Origin of the sequence: Shewanella sp. VB17 (assembly GCF_013248905.1) — a bacterium.
Classification (GTDB): Bacteria; Pseudomonadota; Gammaproteobacteria; order Enterobacterales; family Shewanellaceae; genus Shewanella.
This window is the reverse complement of sequence record NZ_JABRVS010000001.1, coordinates 411321-427161: the sequence shown is the minus strand read 5'-3', so window position 1 is coordinate 427161 and position 15841 is coordinate 411321. Positions and strand designations below refer to the sequence as shown.

Sequence of the window (15841 nt, the reverse complement as noted above, 5' to 3'; positions counted from 1 at the left end):
CCTACTGAATAACCATGCGGGTGAAAAGTATTTCGTCGATTTCAATGGGGTACTTATTGTCAGCTAAGACCCCAGACAGCAACACCAACGCCTCTTTTTGCAATGACTCCAATTGCTCTGAATTATTCAAGTCATTAAAATGTTTACGTGAAAACATCTTCATTAATGAGTTTCTTAATAAGGGATCGGCCTCATCCAAGGTCACTTTCACATTAGATGAACTGCTTTTCAGGGCCATTTCAAGTAACAGATAATGAGAATACTCATCACCGGGCACTGAAATCACAAACTTATCTAATGGGTAGTACTTAGCCGTATTTGGGGGCTGTTCAGTTGCGGTAAATGGCCCACCTATCAGCTGTGGCGCTTGCCAGCCAGCCATAAATATGACTCCGCTCCAGAGCAATATGAACGCGACTGATAAAAATTGCTTGCCTGAATTACCTGTATCTAATGCCATTACGAACTCCTCATTTACGCCAATAGATCGACGCCATTACTTGTTTGTTGTTTGGGTGGGTGAGCGACAGCCCCCGCATTATGTTGCTGAGCGCCAGCGATGCTGCTACCTTGATGATCCTGCGCTGATTGCTTGTTCTCCCCTTGACCGACATCCACATCAATTTGACCACCGTGATCCATGGCCAGCTCAGAACGTAATCGCTCTAGCCCAATCTGCAATGAATCCCTGACAGAGGCGTTAGCCGCGTGCATCTGAATGTGAAGACGGTCACCATCGAGCCGAATACTCAGTTCAACCTTGCCCAATTCAGGGGGATCTAGCCTTATTTCGGCCTTTTTTATTTGTTGGTCTATCTGAAACCTAAGTTGCTCTCTTAAAGGCGACAGCAGCTCTTGCGCTTGCTGAGCCTGAGGGGCTGTCGGCGTGATAGGCACAGGTCCCCATTGACTCACCTGATTTGATGGCCGAGTGATGGCTGCTAATAGCGGATTGGTCACCTCCACGGCTTCCATTGTTCTGGGATCACTTAAAGCCAGCGGCGGCATCACAGAGGCGTGTTCACCTACGCCACTCACCGTTAAAGATGTGGTGGCCAAATGTGTCGCTAGCGGCAAGCTTGTTGTCTGTGAACCAACTTGGCGCAATACTGTGGGTGCCAAACTTAAATGGGTATTCAGGCCAGTACTTGGGTGAGTACTCGTCGGTGTGTATAAGGCTTGCGTTAAAGGTAACGCTGCCGACTGGGCGTTCATTGCCGCCAATAATGCTTGATTATCCGCAGGCCTTATCGTGGCAGTGTGCACATTTGTTGTCAGGGTACCTGCGTGAGTGTTGCCATTCAGTGGCAGCTGAGCTGCAAGCAGTTCCGCTAACTCTGGGGTAATGATTTCAGCAACATGAGTCTCTGCGGCATTGATTTCTGCCGTCGTCACATCTGTCGCACCTAGGTTGCTGGCACGAATGTTAGCCGCTTTTGCTGCCACCAGCATAGCGTAAGAAGGCTGTAATGCCGGCGCTTTAGCCCCTATCTTATCCATGGTCACTGCATTTTGGGGCGCTGTATCCTGAGAGATTTGATTTGAGGTCTCGTGCTGTGAAGTAACGTTATGTGAAATACCGTTATTTGAAATGCCAGCGCCGCCCGTACCAGAGGTTGTGGCCGCAGGAGCTATTGCATTAGCTATCATGATATTCTCCACTGAGCGAGGTAAGTTGATAGGCTGCTAAGCCATCTTGTTGTCTCTCAAATTGTGATATTTCCAATTGCAATTTTGCCTGTGCAATATTGAGCCCCTGCACTATATGTGCATGGGTGTTAGCCAGAGATTTTCGGGCCGCCAATTGACTCGGGGTGATAGGGTTACCCGCTTTTTTCAATGCATTGATCATTAAGCGATTAACCTTCACCAACTTGTCCCAATCTTGTGCATCAGCTTGCGCTTGCAATGCGGTTTCAAATCGTTGCCACACCTCAATTGAGATTGGCCCAGCCAGCTCTGACATTTTCAATTACCTTAATGATGGGGTCTAAAGCCGATGAACTATTCTCAACACTGGCGGTAACCAGTTGTCGGCTGCAATAGTCGTAAAGGCGATTCAAGCTACTGGCCACTTCACCGCCATTATCGAGATCGAGCATAGAGCTAAGGCCATGGACGATATTGAGGCACTTATTCACACTCTTACCTTTATCTTCGAAGCTGCGCCTTTGCATAAAACCACTGGCACGCTCGATTTCATCTAATAAACCATCGAGTAACATGCGCACCATTTCATGGGGATTTGCCGCCGCGGCTCTGGCATCTAGGCTAGTTTGTTTATAGGCATTAAAGGGATCGTGCTCATTTAGCATTATTGTGTTCCTTAGTAAAACAATGAGCTGGCCGAATTGAGTTGACTCACGGTGGCCTCCATTGCGGTAAATTGGGTGAGGTAAATTTGATATCTTTGCTTCATCTGGTAATTATGGCGCGACATATTGTCCTCAACCCGAGATATCTGCTGGTCTAGATTTTCTTGTTTTAGATCTAAGTAGCCGCTAGATTCAGTAAAAGGTTTAACGATGCTATTGATCTTGTCGACGTAACTGCCGCTGTCGGTAAACATGGCTTGCACAGCTGTGGCATCGTCTTTGAGGGATTGGGTGAGTTTTTTATCATCAATGGTTAATTTACCATCGCGGCTGATTTCGATGCCGATATCGGATAAACGCATGCCATTGGGGCTGGACTCAAAAATGCTATTTCGCATGCTGTTTTGTAGCATCCGAATACTTGAATCACCTTTGAGCACCCCGAGGTTTTTTTCTGAGATAGATGAGGTTCGACTTGTTTTTTTATCCTCTTTGTCATTATCCTTGTCTTTTCTATCGGCTTTATCTTTTCTATCGGCTTTGTCTTCGTTAAGCTTGTCAAGTTCAGCGCTGCCCATGGAGCGCGTTAACTTATCGATTTCATCCATCAAATCATTGAAGGTATCAACAAAATCACTGACCGCTTGTTCTGTCGCATCGGTATCTGCCTTGATATTAATGCGGCTGGTCTCTCCGGTTTTATGGGCTTTATTTAGCTCAATAGACACGCCATCGACCACATTATCTAGGGTGTTGCTGCTGCTGTTAATCTCAATACCGTTAAGAGACACTTGCGCGTCTTGGGCGGCGCGGCGCTCAACCGTACTCCAATCAGCGTCATCACCAGAGTCGTTCATTTCAAGCTTGATACTGCTGTCGGCGCCGCTTGATGTTGCTGACAGCATTAGCTCTACTTGCCCGCCAGTGCGCACCAATGAGGCCTGTACTCCAGGATTCATTTCATCTTGATTGATGTAAGCTGCAAGGTTCGCCACTGTCGCAGTGCCACTGGCATTGATGACTGCCATGTCTAGGTTGAGCGTGTCCTTAACATCAGGTCCCACTTGGATGGTCAGCGTGCCAGTGGTGGGCAATAACGCCTCTTCGCTGGCAAAGCTTTTCGAGATTTGGTGCGCTTGTGCTAGCTGCTTAACCGACAAATCATAACTGCCCGTTGGCGCATCTTTAGTGACGTTAATCGAGGCATTGTTATCTGTTATTGTCGCGGTTTTAGTGTCAAACGCTTCGCCGTCGAGCTTTTTTAAGTCACGGCTGACCTGTTTCAGGGTGCGCTCGAGTATTTCATAGGCATCGACCTGAGTTTTATGCTTGACCATGGTGTTTTTTAATAGCTGATCTTTACCCATGCGTTCAGCTTTGATCACCTGTTGGGCGAAGCTTGCCCCACTCATACCTGAAATCATATTTATCTCCTGATTATTCAAACTGACAAAGCAAACTTCATGCCAAGGTTTAAGCTTTGATTTTTATTGATTTAATGGTTATTTGTATCGTCTTGTATCAAGCAATTTTCCGCCTGTGTTACCTCGTGGGGAAGTAGTGCTTCCTCAACTAGAGCCAACTGCATCATTGTGCAAGTCAACGCCATGCACGCTAACCATCGAATCCATGATTGAATCCATGATTGAATCAATGATTGACATTAAGACTGGTACAGCTTAATAAGGCGACCTCAGCCAAGGCGGGCTAAAGGAATAACTGCAGATAAGGTGGTTAAAAAGTTGATGTGGCTAAAATGCTAAAAAAACCATAGAAAAACAGCAATAGAAAACAGCCATAGAAAACAGCCATAAAAAAGGGGCTAAACGCCCCTTACATATTGCATGACATACAGCATTGACTAGACATCTTGCGATACAGCGAACTCGCTCTACCCATCAATCAGATGTATAGCCAGCACTTATAATCAGTAACGTTTAGCTTAACGTAATAGACCCATCACCAAGCCAGTGTTTTGGTTGGCAGATGACAAGATTTTAGTGCCCGCTTGTACCAGTAACTGGTTCTTAGTCATGCTGGCAGTTTCTGCAGCAAAATCAGCGTCCATAATACGGCCAGAAGCGGCTTTAGTGTTTTCAGTCACATTGGCCAAGTTAGAGGCGGTGTGACCCAAGCGGTTGATGTTGGCACCCAAGTCTGAGCGTTGCTCACCAATAGTGTCAATCATGTCATTGACGCTATCGATAGAGGCTGTACCACCAGCAGCAGCGGCAAGTTTATCCAGTTCTGTTTTAGCTTTATCAAGGGATTTTTGATCTGTATCAAGTGATTTTTGATCTTCAGCTATAGCAGCCAAAGCATCTTTGTTATCAACCAGAAAGTCTGCTTTAGCATCGGTTACAGCTTTCTTCGCTGTAGCAAGCGTAGCAACTTCAGCTGCACTCGGAGTCGGTATCGCATCATAAGTAGTTTGAGCGATCACGAGGTCACCCTCCGCAGTGTTTATAGCTGTCTTGTCCAAGCCATTCTCTTTTGCATCTATGACGAGCTGTCTGGCTACTATTTCATCTTCTTGTTTTGCTAGTTCTGCTACGTCTTCAGTTCGATTGTCAAAGTCAGCTGTGACGGCGCCTAAGCCCTTAGCCAATTCTCCTATTGCGTCTTTAAGGCCCTGGCTGTCGATGCCGACATTGAGGGTTTCATCTGAGCCAGCACCGATTTGGAATGTTGTGCCAGTGCCGTCGAGTTTGCCAAACAAGTCATTGCCCGCATAAGTGGTCTCTTCCACGATGCGGACCATTTCAGCGCCTAGCTCTTTAAACTCGTTATTGAGTGCCACAAGATCTTTACTGGTGTTAACACCGTTTGCCGCTTGGGTGGTGAGCTCTTTCATGCGGTTAGCAATGGTGTTGAGCTCATCTAACGAGCCATCGGCGGTTTGCAGCATAGAGGTGGCATCGGATACGTTACGGTTAGCGGTTTCCATGCCAGTGACGTTGGCATTCATACGCGTGGCGATTTGTAAACCCGCAGCATCGTCAGCGGCGCTGTTGATACGCAGACCCGTTGACAGACGCTCCATGGCGTTGCTAAGTAGGTCGGCGTTTTTATTGACTGAGTTTTGGGCGATGTTTGACGAATTATTAGTCATAACAGATAGCATAATGTCTTCCTTTAAATGTTTAAGTAACTTATTGTGTATCTACAGTATTAAAACGACATCGGCTTAACAAACTGAAAGATGTTAATAAAAATAAATGAAGAGTTATTTGTAAAGTATTGTTTATATTGCGATATTTATTTTTACTTTTTATTTAACTATTGATGTGACCGCTCAAATTTTACTGCATTTTTGCAGATACGATGATGAATGACAGCGAGAAGAAAGAGAAAGGATTAAGTTTATGGATATTTTGCTTACCTATCTATTCTAGCAGCGATGATACCTGTAAGCGGGTGACGTTAGCCTGCGCCATGATTGAGCGCATTTGCAATGAAAAGGGATTGGCTTGCATTAACGGCGCTAAGTGCAACAGCATTTGTTCGAGTTCATGGGCATTGTAGGTGTGGGCTCGCTGCAGCTGCCTTTGTATCTTGCTGCTTGACTGATTAAGCTCGCGAAGTTGCTGTTGGAGTTTAAACAGGGATTTATCGATTTTAGCCGTGGTGTGTTTGAGCTCTGCATTGCTATTAAAACCCCACTCTCGGGGATCTTGCCAGCTGAGTTGCTCGTCAACCTTGATGATCCTCGCCTCACCTGCTGGTAGCCTTTGGCCTTGCCCGGTCATCATAATGCCAGCGCTGATTTTTTGCCAGCAGGCTTGATCACACAAATAACGTGTGGTGGATACTGAGGTGGTCAGTGCTGATGCACTTGATGTCGTTGATGACGCAGGAGCAGATGGCGCGATACTGATGGCTAATTGGGCGAGCTTGGGGGCTAACACAGCTCTGAGCGCAGCTTGGGTTTGTTGTGCTGGCAGTAAAATGGCGACTGACTTGGCATCAACTTGAATTAAAATGCGTTCCTGACGTGATTTGGGTTGCGCTAACTCAATAGAGCGTAAAACGAACTGCCTTGGACTGGATGGGCGTTTAGCCGAAATCAGGTTGAATTGATGATCCAGCAAAGGTTTATGCTGATAAGTGATATGTAAGTGTGCAAGGTGGTCCTGCAGTAAGACAGCCTCGTTGATTTTTTCAGCACGCTGATCGCCACCACAGGATTGTGCATCTTTTACCAGCCTGTTGAGCTGGGTTAATTGCACCATAATGTGCCGCATACCTTGCTCAGCCACTTGGGAGGCGGAGATCGTGTGTTGACCACGGGTGACATTAGCCCATTGCTGGTAAACCCTCAATCTGTGAGGAGAAAGAGCCGACGCTGGTGCGGTAAATGTCGGCTTATCTTGTTGTCTATCAAGCGTGGCAGCCACGACACTTGGGCTGCGCTGCTGAACACTTAGACTATCGGAAACACCTTTAATCATTTTACTCTCTTACAGCTGATTAAACAGGGACAGTTGGCTGACTTGTACAAAGGTTTTTTGGGTGATCTCAAGCACGACCAGATTAGCGGTTATTTCGGCTTGTGCCTTAGGATGATCTAGCCCTTGAATTTCACCAATCACGGTGTCGTTAAATAATTTCATTTCTTCATGAGATGACTGCACCAGAGATAAACTGTTTTGCTTACCTCCTATGTCAGTGATAGCCCGGCTGGTGCTGGTTAAGGTGTCATCTAAGCTCTCTAACATGGCGGTGGCCACGTCATCGAACGCGGCATTACCCGGTGCAAGGGCAGGGTCTTTGAGCGCTTTGATAAAATCTTGAGTCTGATTAAGAATATCATCACTGCCATTAGAGAAAATCAGCGCATCGCCGGTGACATTGGCTGACACCCATGATGAGCTGGAAGTCTGTACTTCGCGCAGTTTATTGTCACCCTGGTAGGTGTAGTGACCACTGTCGTCGATAGCGATCGGGGCTGTATCGGTTTTGTTACCTGAAAATAGGTAGTTACCACTTTCATCTTTGGCATTAAGTGTGTCGGTAAACGCGCCAAGTAGCTCACTCATTTCAGCGCCATAAGCGGCTCTGTCTTTGGGCGATAAGCTGCCATTATTGGCGCTAATGGTTATTTCTCGCATGCGGTTTTGCAGTTCGACCACGCTAGAAAGGTTGGTTTCTGCGCGGCTAAAACTGCTGCTTAGCGACTCGATATTATTAATATATTGTTCGGTGGCGGCCATATCCCTTTGATTACCAATCATCTTTACTGACCCTATTGGGTCATCTGACGGGCGCAGTATCGATGTACTCGTTGCCTGCATCTCATTGAGTTTAGCAATTTCGCTAGTGAGGTTTTGCATGCGGTAAAGGCTACTGCTATATGTGTTGAAGGTGCTGACTCGCATATTTAGGCGTCCTTAAATGGTGTTGAGTATGGTTTGAAATAGTTTATCTGCCGCCGATATAACCTTAGCGTTGGCTTGATATGCTTGCTGATACATGAGCAGATTCGCCCCTTCTTCATCTGTGTTGACGCCACTGGTGCTTGACCATTGAGCTTGCGCGTCCCTTTGCAGTGTGAGATCGGTTTTTGCACTTATCGATGCTTGGCGAGAGGCTGAACCCAGTGTTCCAATTTTACTGGCAAAGGCATCTCCCATGGTGACATCGACACCGAGGGAATTAAAATCGAAGTTGGCTTCGGCAATTTTGGCTAACGCTTTAAGATTACTATTGTCACCTGGGGTGCCATCTTTACCTAAGGCCAACATTTCAGCGCTAAAGCCTGAGCTGACTTTAAAGCTAGCTGAGGGGTTGCGAGGATCATAGCTGAATAAGTCTTGAGTGGGGGAGTCACCATTAAGATCTTTTCCGCCTTGTAGCACCGAATTGAATTCCTCGGCCATGGTGGTGGCGAGTTCATCAATAAATGCCTTAGATCCCGCTAGGCTGTTATCACGGTAGTCGAGCAGACCACCTAAGCTACCACCAGCACCTTCGTCGACAGCAAAGCGTGATTGGCCGAACTCGATACTAATTTGGCTCTTATTAGGGGTGCTGGGATCCGGTGATAGGGTTAACCTTGACGCTGTTTTACCAGCGAGCAGCGGCTGCCCTTTCGACAGCGAAATATTGATCATATTGTTGCTGTCTTCAACCACGTTAATATCAACAATGGCGGCTAAATCGTCGATGGCAGCATCGCGAGCATCTAACAGCGTTAATGGGACGTTATGCTTGTTACCTGCAGCTTGGATCTCTTTATTGAATTTAGCGATGGTCTGTAATTGGGCATTAATTTCTTTAACTGATGCGCCTAACTGACCTTCAATTTGGGTCATCTGTGACTGAACTCCCTCACTGATGGAGTTGAGTCTATGAGATAATGCTTTAGATTCGTTTAAAATACCTTGGCGATAAGCTATCTCATTGGGTTGCTCCATGGCGGAGTGCAAGGAGGCAAATAATTGATCTAGCCCTTGAGAGATATCGTTACCATCAGCACTAAAAATCTGTTCAGCTTGGCGAAGGTAGCTGGCTTGAACCTCAGAAAATCCCACCTTGCTGGTGGTGTTCCACAGTTGAGCGACTTCATATTGATCCGAAATACGACGCACGCCGTCAACCATGACACCAGCGCCACCGCCATATGTGTCGCTACCGACGGAACTCATCATCACCTGTTGGCGTGAATACCCTGCCACTGTCGCATTAGAAAGATTGTTTGAGAGGGAATTCATGGCTGCCATACTGGCATTTAACCCTGATAAACCAATATTTAACATGCTCATTTTGTATCCTTTTATTCTCTATGACTTTGGCTGTTGTTGCCACATCAATCATTCATTTGGCTTGGCCATGACTGGCACAATAAGCGCAGGCTGCATCGCTGTTGTGCCACTCTGGCTAATCACAGTATTGGTACTTGCTTGATTAGTAGAGGCGACCGTTTGTGGCTCGGACTTAAGTGCCCCCGCTAATTGTTTGGTCATCACACTAGCCAACCCTGTGCTTTGCATTTGGCTTAAACGCCCCGCCAACTCGGCATCGTGCCAGTCACGGTACATGCCATCATTTTGTGACGATAGCGGGCTATCTTTATCCGCCATCACGTCCGATGCGCTGCGCATCTGCTTTAAGACGGTTTGCAGAAATTGAGCTTCAAATTGCTGGCTCACCAGTTCAAGTGCGCCATATTCGCCATTAGCTTTTATCAGCTCGGCTGCGTTCATTTGCTTTAAATAGCCATGGTCGTTATCTAATTTCATTGGCCTGTTTCTCGCTGTAATGAGGTAAAGTAAGCGGATAAATTGAGACGTATCATTAAATCACCACCAACTCGGCTTCTAATGCCCCCGCTTCGTTAAGTGCTTGTAGTATGGCCATTAAATCCATCGGCGACGCCCCTAAGCTGTTAATGGCTCTGACGATTTCATCGAGGGCGATGCCTTCTGGCCAAACAAACATATGGCCATTACCGGTATTGATATCAACCTTGCTGTCTGTGGTAACCACGGTTTCACCCGCAGCCTCTCCAAAAAGTGCGCTGTTTGGCTGACTGACACTGTCTTTTTCAACGATGGTAACCGTCAGGTTGCCATGGCTTACGGCTGCTTTTCTCACTACAACACCTCCTCCCATCACCACAGTACCAGTGCGGCTGTTAAAGACGACTCGAGGTAGTTTACGGCCTTGCTCTATTTGTAACTCTTCAAGCATCGACATAAAAGTGACCCGCTCTCGCTTGGACTTTGGCGCACTGACGATGACCTTGGCACTGCTGTCTGCTTGAGCGACGTCAGGACCAAAGAGCGCGTTGATTGTACGTTCTATATTACGGGCCGTCATAAAGCTTGGTGCGCGTAGGTTAAGCACGATGTCTTTAGATTCAGTGAAGTTACTTTTCATCGATGCTTCAAGTAACGCGCCATTAGGAATAGTGCCAACCGTGGGCACATTAATGGTCACAGAACTGCCATTGCGGCCCTGAGCTGACACTCCACCGACAACCATATTGCCTTGGGCGACGGCATAAATTTCACCATCAACCGCCCGTAGTGGGGTCATTAAAAGCGTGCCGCCGCGCAAGCTTTTAGCATCACCAAGTGAAGAAACGGTCACGTTTAAAGTTTGCCCTGGACTTGCCAGTGGAGGCACCATGGCATGTACTGCAACTGCTGCAACGTTTTTGAGTTTTGGATTGCTTTTATCATCAATCTGAACTCCAAATTGCTTCAACATGTTAACCACAGATTGACTGGTGAATTTGACCTGAGAACGGTCACCAGTTCCGCTCAGACCGACGACCAAACCATAGCCGACCAATTGGTTTTCTCGAATACCTTGTACATCGACGATGTCCATCAGGTAGCGGGTTTGACCTTCGGCTGATGCTTGTTGAGCCACCAAGACGAGCAGTAGACTCAGCATAAAAGTGAGCATTTTATTCATGGGTTAATCCTGCCATTAAGGCGATGCTTAAAAAGCTTGTCGTGGTGGAATATAAGGCTGATGTTGTGCCATTCTTGGGTCATAACGGGAACCAAGGGCTACTAAAATAACGTGATGCCCAGCCCATGGCATTGCTGTCAGCAATGGCACCTTGACCGCCGTAAATGATCCTCGCATCAGCAATTCTTTGAGATGAAATGGTGTTATCGTTACCTATGTCATCGGTACGAATTAACCCCAATAAACGTAAATATTCATCGCCTTGATTGAGCCGCAGCCACTTTTCACCTCGGATCAATAACGTACCGTTTGGCAACACCTTGGCGACGGTCACGGTAATTGAACCCGAGAGTTGGTTTTGCTGGGTACTCGATCCTGAGCCTTTAAAACCCCGATTTAAACTGCCCTCACCATTACCAGTATGACTGCTATCACCTATAGCAGCTGATGCGCCAATGGAAATATCTTGTGCTTTATTGGCCTTGGTATCGGCTCGTTTACTCGAGTAGGTCTTTTCATCCAGTGCCACTGTCAGAATATCGCCTTCGCGAAAGGCACGCTTATCTTTAAACAAAGTGAGCATGTAACCTTGGCGATAGGCGCTGCCATTTTCTGCATCGGGTAAACTGTAATCTATTTCAGGTGGCGCCCATTCAGGTTGACCCGGCTTAGTTTCTGCGTCGGGGAAGTGGGCAATACATCCCGACAACAAAAGTAAGATTGCTATCCATAAATGGCGCATGATGATCCTTTAGTACTGAGTTATCATAGGGACTGATTGAGGAATTTAAGCATGTCATCGGATGCTGACACAACTTTAGCGTTCATCTCATAAGCACGTTGAGTAGAGATCATTTCGACCATTTCCTCGACCACATTGACGTTAGCACCCTCTAATGCACCTTGGCGCAATTGGCCTATAGATTGATCACCGGGCACGCCTTCGATGGCTGCCCCTGATGCCCCAGTTGCGCGATAGAGGTTATCACCTCTGGCTTCCAGTCCCGTGGGGTTGGTGAAGTTAACTAAGGTAATTTGCCCTAGCTCTTGTGCTTCTGCCTGCCCGGATATCTGAGCGGTAACGATACCGTCGCTGGCGATGGTGATATTGAGGGATTCTTCAGGGACCTCAATATTAGGCACTAAAGGTAGCCCTTGAGAAGTAACCATGATCCCGTCGCTGTTGCGAAAGAACTGACCATCACGGGTATAACCTAATTCACCATTTGCTTCTTCTATTTGAAAGAAACCTTGACCTTCAATGGCGAGATCCAGTTGTTGATTTGTCGTCAACATATCGCCTTCGGTGAAGATTTTTTGCGTGCCTACAATCCGCGTTCCCGTGCCAAGCTGCAAGCCTGAAGGAAGCGTATTAAGTTCATCAACTTGACCGCCGGGCTGACGTTGCGTTTGGTAAAAAAGGTCATTAAAAGAAACACGATCACGTTTAAATCCGGTCGTATTTACGTTAGCCAAATTGTTGGCTATTGTGGTCATTTTGATATCTTGAGCTGTTAGGCCTGTTTTACTTACCCATAACGCTGATTGCATACTGTATTCCTCATATCTGTTAATGACTCAGCTTCGCCGAGACTCATTTAGCTCGTTTACTTACGCATTTCTCAGTAAACGATTACCGGCCTCGGCTAATTTTTCAGCGCTCTTCATCAATTTCACTTGCACCTCAAATTGACGGCTTAAATCCATAGAGGCAATTAATTCACTGACGGCGGTAACATTGCTGGACTCAAGAAAACCACTGTCGACGTTAACCTGATTACTGGGCTGTAGCGGCTCGCCATCGCGACGACGAAAAAGTCCATCTACGCCTTTTTCCATACTGCTAAATTCAGGATTAACCAGTTTTAGCTGGCCCACTTCTTCGATAATGCCACCTTCGCCGGCAAGCACGCTGACTCGGCCATCATTACCAATAAATAAATCTCGATATTCACCAAGAACAATAGGACCATTGACACCGACCACTGGACGACCATCTATGGTCAGCTGCCCATTGAGATCGGGTACCATGGTGCCCGATCGGGTATAGGCTTCTCCGAGATTGCTTTGTACGGTAAACAAGCCTTGATCGCGAATAGCCAAATCTAATTTACGGCCTGTAGGATTGAGCGTACCAGCTTGCAAGCTAAAACCGCTGCCTTCAGTCTGTGCCATGACGCGCGTCTGCAGGCTAGCACCTATGGTGGGAAGCCTAGTGGAGTTAACCCGCTCCAAATCAGCTTTAAATCCAGTCGTATCAGCATTGGCCAAGTTATTTGCCCTGATAGACTGAGATTCCATCACCCGAGTCGCGCCAGAAACCGCAATGTATAACATTCTATCCATGTTCAGCGTCCTTAAATGGTGTTAAGTAAAGCTTGATACATGGTTGAATTGGCATCGAGTACTTTCGCGTTAGATTGATAGTTACGCTGGGCTGTCATTAAGCTGACCATTTCTTGTGTTGTGTCCACGTTCGAACCTTCCAGAGAACCACCTACAATTGAACCAAGTGTCCCTGTTTTAGGTGAGCCTATAATGGGTTGCCCTGCAGCATTGGTCGCTGTCCAAGCGTTATTACTGGTGGGTGTGAGACCATTAGGATTATTGAAGTCGGCTAATACCACTTGCCCTTGAAGCTGTTCCTGGCCATTGGTGTAGGTACCATAAACATTGCCATTATCGTCAAGCCGTATGCCGTTAAGCTCTCCAGAAGAATAACCGTTTTGACTGATACTTGATTTACTGAAATCACCAGCAGTTTGGGTGCTGTGTTGGTAATTAACGGCTATTTTCAACGCCGAGGCTCCATCAAGAATGTCTTGCTTTGCGATGTCCAGTGTCAGTTTGTCACCGCTAATAAGTTGACCGTTAGCATCGAACTTCATTTCCTGGCCTGTTGCTGGGGTGACATCTTCACCGTCCATGGTGTAGTGAACCGACCAAGTGGCAGTATCTGTTTTAACGTAGTATTGATTTAAAGCGTGCTCTTTACCTAATGAGTCATAGGCTACAGCTGTGTTTGATGTGTGATAACTCGACGCATCATTGGCATCAAATGGCACCTTGACTTGATCTATCGCATCGACCTCTGAATTTAAGTTAGACACCAGACCAATACTTGAAGTCGCTTTAGCAGTAAGTGCGGCAGATTGAACTTTTAAATCGGTCACATTACCTTTTTGCAGTTGTCCCGCAGCACCCGCAGGATAGCCTTGTAAATGATTGCCTGTAGGGTCGGTGATAAAACCATTTGCATCTTGATTAAACATACCCGCTCTTGAGTAAAGCGTGCTGCCATCTTGACTGTTAAGCACGAAGAAGCCATCACCTTGAATACCCATGTCTAACTCTCGGCCTGTACGGTTTAAACTTCCTTCCATAGAGAAATTCTGACTGGTTGACATGACATTGACACCGCCAGCTTGACCGCCATTATAGATAGCGGAAAATTCACTGCGCCCACCACGGTAGCCTACGGTAGAGGAGTTAGCAATATTGTTACTGATAGTGTTAAGGTCTTGCGTTGTCGCTTGTAGCCCAGTTAGGGCAATATTAAAAGACATTGAGATAATCCTTGTTAACGATGAGTAGGTTAAGAAACTTCTGAGATTTCAAGCACTGAAATAGTGCCCAGTCCATTACCCAGCTCAGCCATCATCATTCCTGATGCACTGATAAAGTGAATTTTTTCTATTGGGGCCTGAATAAAAGTGTCTGCGGTGAGGACTTCTTCACCTAACGTGCTTTTGGCTTCAATTTTGTATTGACCTGGAGCCAGTCCTAATGCTTGAGGATTAATACTAAAAGTGGTATCACCTTGCTTTTGCGGTCCTAATTTGAGTGTTTTAACCACTTCATTTTGTTGATTGATGATATCGATACTGAGATCTTCAACAGCATTGGTTAAATAGGCTTTGCCCTCGATAACTTCTGAGTCAGTCTCTATGGTCAGCTCGGAGGCAGGGATCATGGCATTTTTACCGATGAGCTGTGCTGATTGCACTATGCCCATGTTTTCCATAACCGTAGTCTGAGTTGATTGACTTAGGCGCATCTTCTCTAGGCTTTCCACCTGAGAAAATTGAGCTAACTGAGTCACATATTCTGTACTGTCTATTGGGTTCGTGGGATCTTGGTTCTGAATTTGCGCAATCATCAGTGTCATAAATTCATTTTTGATCGATGCCGCATCATTACCTGGCGCATTAACCACATTACTGGCCGTGCTATCGCTTTTATTGTTCGTGGCTGTGCTGTCTATCTTCATGCTATTTATTTCCTAGTTGCAGTAGGCCTTGCTGCATAGAACGAGCCTGATTCATAATTTCTACATTGGTTTCAAACAAACGACTGGCGGCCATCATGTCTGCCATTTCTTCAACAGTATTGACGTTTGAGTAGGCAACATAGCCTTGATCATTTGCAAAGGGATGATCAGGTTCGTAGCGCATATCCAATGGTGCATCGCTTTCCACTATGGCCGAGACTTCTACTTGAGCTCCCGAAACTTTACCCTCTTGGGTTTGGCTATAAATAGTTGAGAATACGGGTTTTAATGCTCTGTAGGCCGTATCTTGTGTTGCTGCAGCCGCCCCTGCGTTGGCCAAGTTACTGGCTACCGTATTGAGGCGAATCGTTTGAGCCTGCATGCCCGCACCTGCGATTGAATAAATCTCTCCAAATGACATCGTAAATTCCTTAGCTTAAATATGCCTATCGACCTTCGATAGCCGATTTTAATCCTGCTATTTTCATATTGAGAAAAGTGAGACTGGTTTGATAGTCCATGGCATTTTGTGAATATCTCGCCTGCTCTTTTCCAAGTTCAACGGTATTTTCATCGGCTGAGGTTTGGTAAGGTACGCGATAGCCAGCTTGGTATTGACTACTGGCTGGCATTCCTGCATTGATGCTTGTTATTAACGCTTGAAAATTAAGATCTTTAGCCTTATAACCTGGGGTCTCGGCATTGGCCAAGTTACCTGCTAGAATCTTGGTTCGTTCGACTCTAAAATCGAGCAGTTGGGCATGACTACCCAGTGCCTTATCGAGATTAATAGCCATAGCGACTCCTAATAATGTGTGTTTCATCTTGTTCG

General features: G+C 46.3%; 17 protein-coding genes and 2 pseudogenes. All 19 read right to left on the bottom strand.

What is annotated here, in order from left to right; all coding sequences use genetic code 11:
* Nucleotide 1 precedes the first annotated feature (1 nt).
* Nucleotides 2-460, bottom strand: coding sequence for a flagellar basal body-associated protein FliL (gene fliL / locus HQQ94_RS01925; RefSeq protein ID WP_173292844.1), 459 nt, complete (start codon nt 458-460; stop codon nt 2-4).
* Nucleotides 461-474: 14 nt separating this feature from the next.
* Nucleotides 475-1650 carry a flagellar hook-length control protein FliK gene (locus tag HQQ94_RS01920; protein WP_173292843.1) on the bottom strand — a complete coding sequence of 392 codons (1176 nt, stop codon included), beginning with the start codon at nt 1648-1650 and terminating at the stop codon, nt 475-477.
* The gene (locus tag HQQ94_RS01915; protein ID WP_173292842.1) at nt 1640-1966 is read right to left on the bottom strand and encodes a hypothetical protein; all 327 of its coding nucleotides are present in this window, start codon (nt 1964-1966) and stop codon (nt 1640-1642) included. Before HQQ94_RS01915 ends, HQQ94_RS01920 begins: the two co-directional genes overlap by 11 nt.
* A complete protein-coding gene (gene fliS / locus HQQ94_RS01910) occupies nt 1935-2315 on the bottom strand; it encodes a flagellar export chaperone FliS (protein WP_173292841.1) in 381 nt (126 codons plus the stop codon). The genes HQQ94_RS01915 and fliS overlap by 32 nt, the downstream gene beginning before the upstream one ends.
* Nucleotides 2316-2326: 11 nt before the next feature.
* Nucleotides 2327-3739: a flagellar filament capping protein FliD gene (gene fliD, locus HQQ94_RS01905; RefSeq protein ID WP_173292840.1), complete on the bottom strand. Its 1413-nt coding sequence runs from the start codon at nt 3737-3739 to the stop codon at nt 2327-2329.
* A 518-nt stretch (nt 3740-4257) separates the two neighbouring features.
* Nucleotides 4258-4536: pseudogene (locus HQQ94_RS01900) on the bottom strand (flagellin); the annotation flags it as partial.
* 426 nt (nt 4537-4962) lie between these two features.
* A pseudogene (locus HQQ94_RS01895) lies at nt 4963-5439 on the bottom strand (Lateral flagellin); the annotation flags it as partial.
* A 262-nt stretch (nt 5440-5701) separates the two neighbouring features.
* Nucleotides 5702-6766: a hypothetical protein gene (locus tag HQQ94_RS01890; RefSeq protein ID WP_173292839.1), complete on the bottom strand. Its 1065-nt coding sequence runs from the start codon at nt 6764-6766 to the stop codon at nt 5702-5704.
* A gap of 9 nt (nt 6767-6775) precedes the next feature.
* Nucleotides 6776-7693, bottom strand: a complete 918-nt coding sequence (flgL, locus tag HQQ94_RS01885) for a flagellar hook-associated protein FlgL (RefSeq protein WP_173292838.1) — start codon at nt 7691-7693, stop codon at nt 6776-6778.
* 12 nt (nt 7694-7705) lie between these two features.
* A complete protein-coding gene (flgK, locus tag HQQ94_RS01880; RefSeq protein WP_173292837.1) occupies nt 7706-9079 on the bottom strand; it encodes a flagellar hook-associated protein FlgK in 1374 nt (457 codons plus the stop codon).
* 48 nt (nt 9080-9127) lie between these two features.
* Complete coding sequence (locus HQQ94_RS01875; protein ID WP_173292836.1) at nt 9128-9556, bottom strand: rod-binding protein; 429 nt, start codon at nt 9554-9556, stop codon at nt 9128-9130.
* A gap of 55 nt (nt 9557-9611) precedes the next feature.
* Nucleotides 9612-10739, bottom strand: coding sequence for a flagellar basal body P-ring protein FlgI (locus tag HQQ94_RS01870; protein ID WP_173292835.1), 1128 nt, complete (start codon nt 10737-10739; stop codon nt 9612-9614).
* 79 nt (nt 10740-10818) lie between these two features.
* Nucleotides 10819-11481 (bottom strand): flagellar basal body L-ring protein FlgH, encoded by a 663-nt coding sequence (flgH, locus tag HQQ94_RS01865; protein ID WP_173292834.1) that lies wholly within the window; start codon nt 11479-11481, stop codon nt 10819-10821.
* A 23-nt stretch (nt 11482-11504) separates the two neighbouring features.
* Entirely contained in the window at nt 11505-12290 is a 786-nt protein-coding gene (gene flgG / locus HQQ94_RS01860) for a flagellar basal-body rod protein FlgG (RefSeq protein ID WP_173292833.1), read from the bottom strand.
* Nucleotides 12291-12350: 60 nt separating this feature from the next.
* Nucleotides 12351-13085 carry a flagellar basal body rod protein FlgF gene (locus tag HQQ94_RS01855; RefSeq protein ID WP_173292832.1) on the bottom strand — a complete coding sequence of 245 codons (735 nt, stop codon included), beginning with the start codon at nt 13083-13085 and terminating at the stop codon, nt 12351-12353.
* Nucleotides 13086-13096: 11 nt separating this feature from the next.
* The gene (gene flgE / locus HQQ94_RS01850; protein ID WP_173292831.1) at nt 13097-14305 is read right to left on the bottom strand and encodes a flagellar hook protein FlgE; all 1209 of its coding nucleotides are present in this window, start codon (nt 14303-14305) and stop codon (nt 13097-13099) included.
* A 29-nt stretch (nt 14306-14334) separates the two neighbouring features.
* Nucleotides 14335-15003 (bottom strand): flagellar hook capping FlgD N-terminal domain-containing protein, encoded by a 669-nt coding sequence (locus HQQ94_RS01845; RefSeq protein ID WP_375335712.1) that lies wholly within the window; start codon nt 15001-15003, stop codon nt 14335-14337.
* A 7-nt stretch (nt 15004-15010) separates the two neighbouring features.
* Nucleotides 15011-15430, bottom strand: coding sequence for a flagellar basal body rod protein FlgC (gene flgC, locus HQQ94_RS01840; RefSeq protein ID WP_173292829.1), 420 nt, complete (start codon nt 15428-15430; stop codon nt 15011-15013).
* 25 nt (nt 15431-15455) lie between these two features.
* Nucleotides 15456-15806, bottom strand: a complete 351-nt coding sequence (locus HQQ94_RS01835) for a flagellar basal body rod protein FlgB (protein WP_173296476.1) — start codon at nt 15804-15806, stop codon at nt 15456-15458.
* Nucleotides 15807-15841: the final 35 nt, after the last annotated feature.

Bases quoted from the DNA above. Each gene is read 5' to 3' on its own strand.
- HQQ94_RS01855 (WP_173292832.1), bottom strand. From the start codon at position 13,085: ATGGATAGAATGTTATACATTGCGGTTTCTGGCGCGACTCGGGTGATG.
- HQQ94_RS01835 (WP_173296476.1), bottom strand. From the start codon at position 15,806: ATGGCTATTAATCTCGATAAGGCACTGGGTAGTCATGCCCAACTGCTC.
- fliD (WP_173292840.1), bottom strand. From the start codon at position 3,739: ATGATTTCAGGTATGAGTGGGGCAAGCTTCGCCCAACAGGTGATCAAA.
- flgE (WP_173292831.1), bottom strand. From the start codon at position 14,305: ATGTCTTTTAATATTGCCCTAACTGGGCTACAAGCGACAACGCAAGAC.
- flgC (WP_173292829.1), bottom strand. From the start codon at position 15,430: ATGTCATTTGGAGAGATTTATTCAATCGCAGGTGCGGGCATGCAGGCT.
- HQQ94_RS01875 (WP_173292836.1), bottom strand. From the start codon at position 9,556: ATGAAATTAGATAACGACCATGGCTATTTAAAGCAAATGAACGCAGCC.
- HQQ94_RS01890 (WP_173292839.1), bottom strand. From the start codon at position 6,766: ATGATTAAAGGTGTTTCCGATAGTCTAAGTGTTCAGCAGCGCAGCCCA.
- flgK (WP_173292837.1), bottom strand. From the start codon at position 9,079: ATGAGCATGTTAAATATTGGTTTATCAGGGTTAAATGCCAGTATGGCA.
- flgG (WP_173292833.1), bottom strand. From the start codon at position 12,290: ATGCAATCAGCGTTATGGGTAAGTAAAACAGGCCTAACAGCTCAAGAT.
- fliS (WP_173292841.1), bottom strand. From the start codon at position 2,315: ATGCTAAATGAGCACGATCCCTTTAATGCCTATAAACAAACTAGCCTA.
- HQQ94_RS01920 (WP_173292843.1), bottom strand. From the start codon at position 1,650: ATGATAGCTAATGCAATAGCTCCTGCGGCCACAACCTCTGGTACGGGC.
- flgH (WP_173292834.1), bottom strand. From the start codon at position 11,481: ATGCGCCATTTATGGATAGCAATCTTACTTTTGTTGTCGGGATGTATT.
- HQQ94_RS01915 (WP_173292842.1), bottom strand. From the start codon at position 1,966: ATGTCAGAGCTGGCTGGGCCAATCTCAATTGAGGTGTGGCAACGATTT.
- HQQ94_RS01870 (WP_173292835.1), bottom strand. From the start codon at position 10,739: ATGAATAAAATGCTCACTTTTATGCTGAGTCTACTGCTCGTCTTGGTG.
- flgL (WP_173292838.1), bottom strand. From the start codon at position 7,693: ATGCGAGTCAGCACCTTCAACACATATAGCAGTAGCCTTTACCGCATG.
- fliL (WP_173292844.1), bottom strand. From the start codon at position 460: ATGGCATTAGATACAGGTAATTCAGGCAAGCAATTTTTATCAGTCGCG.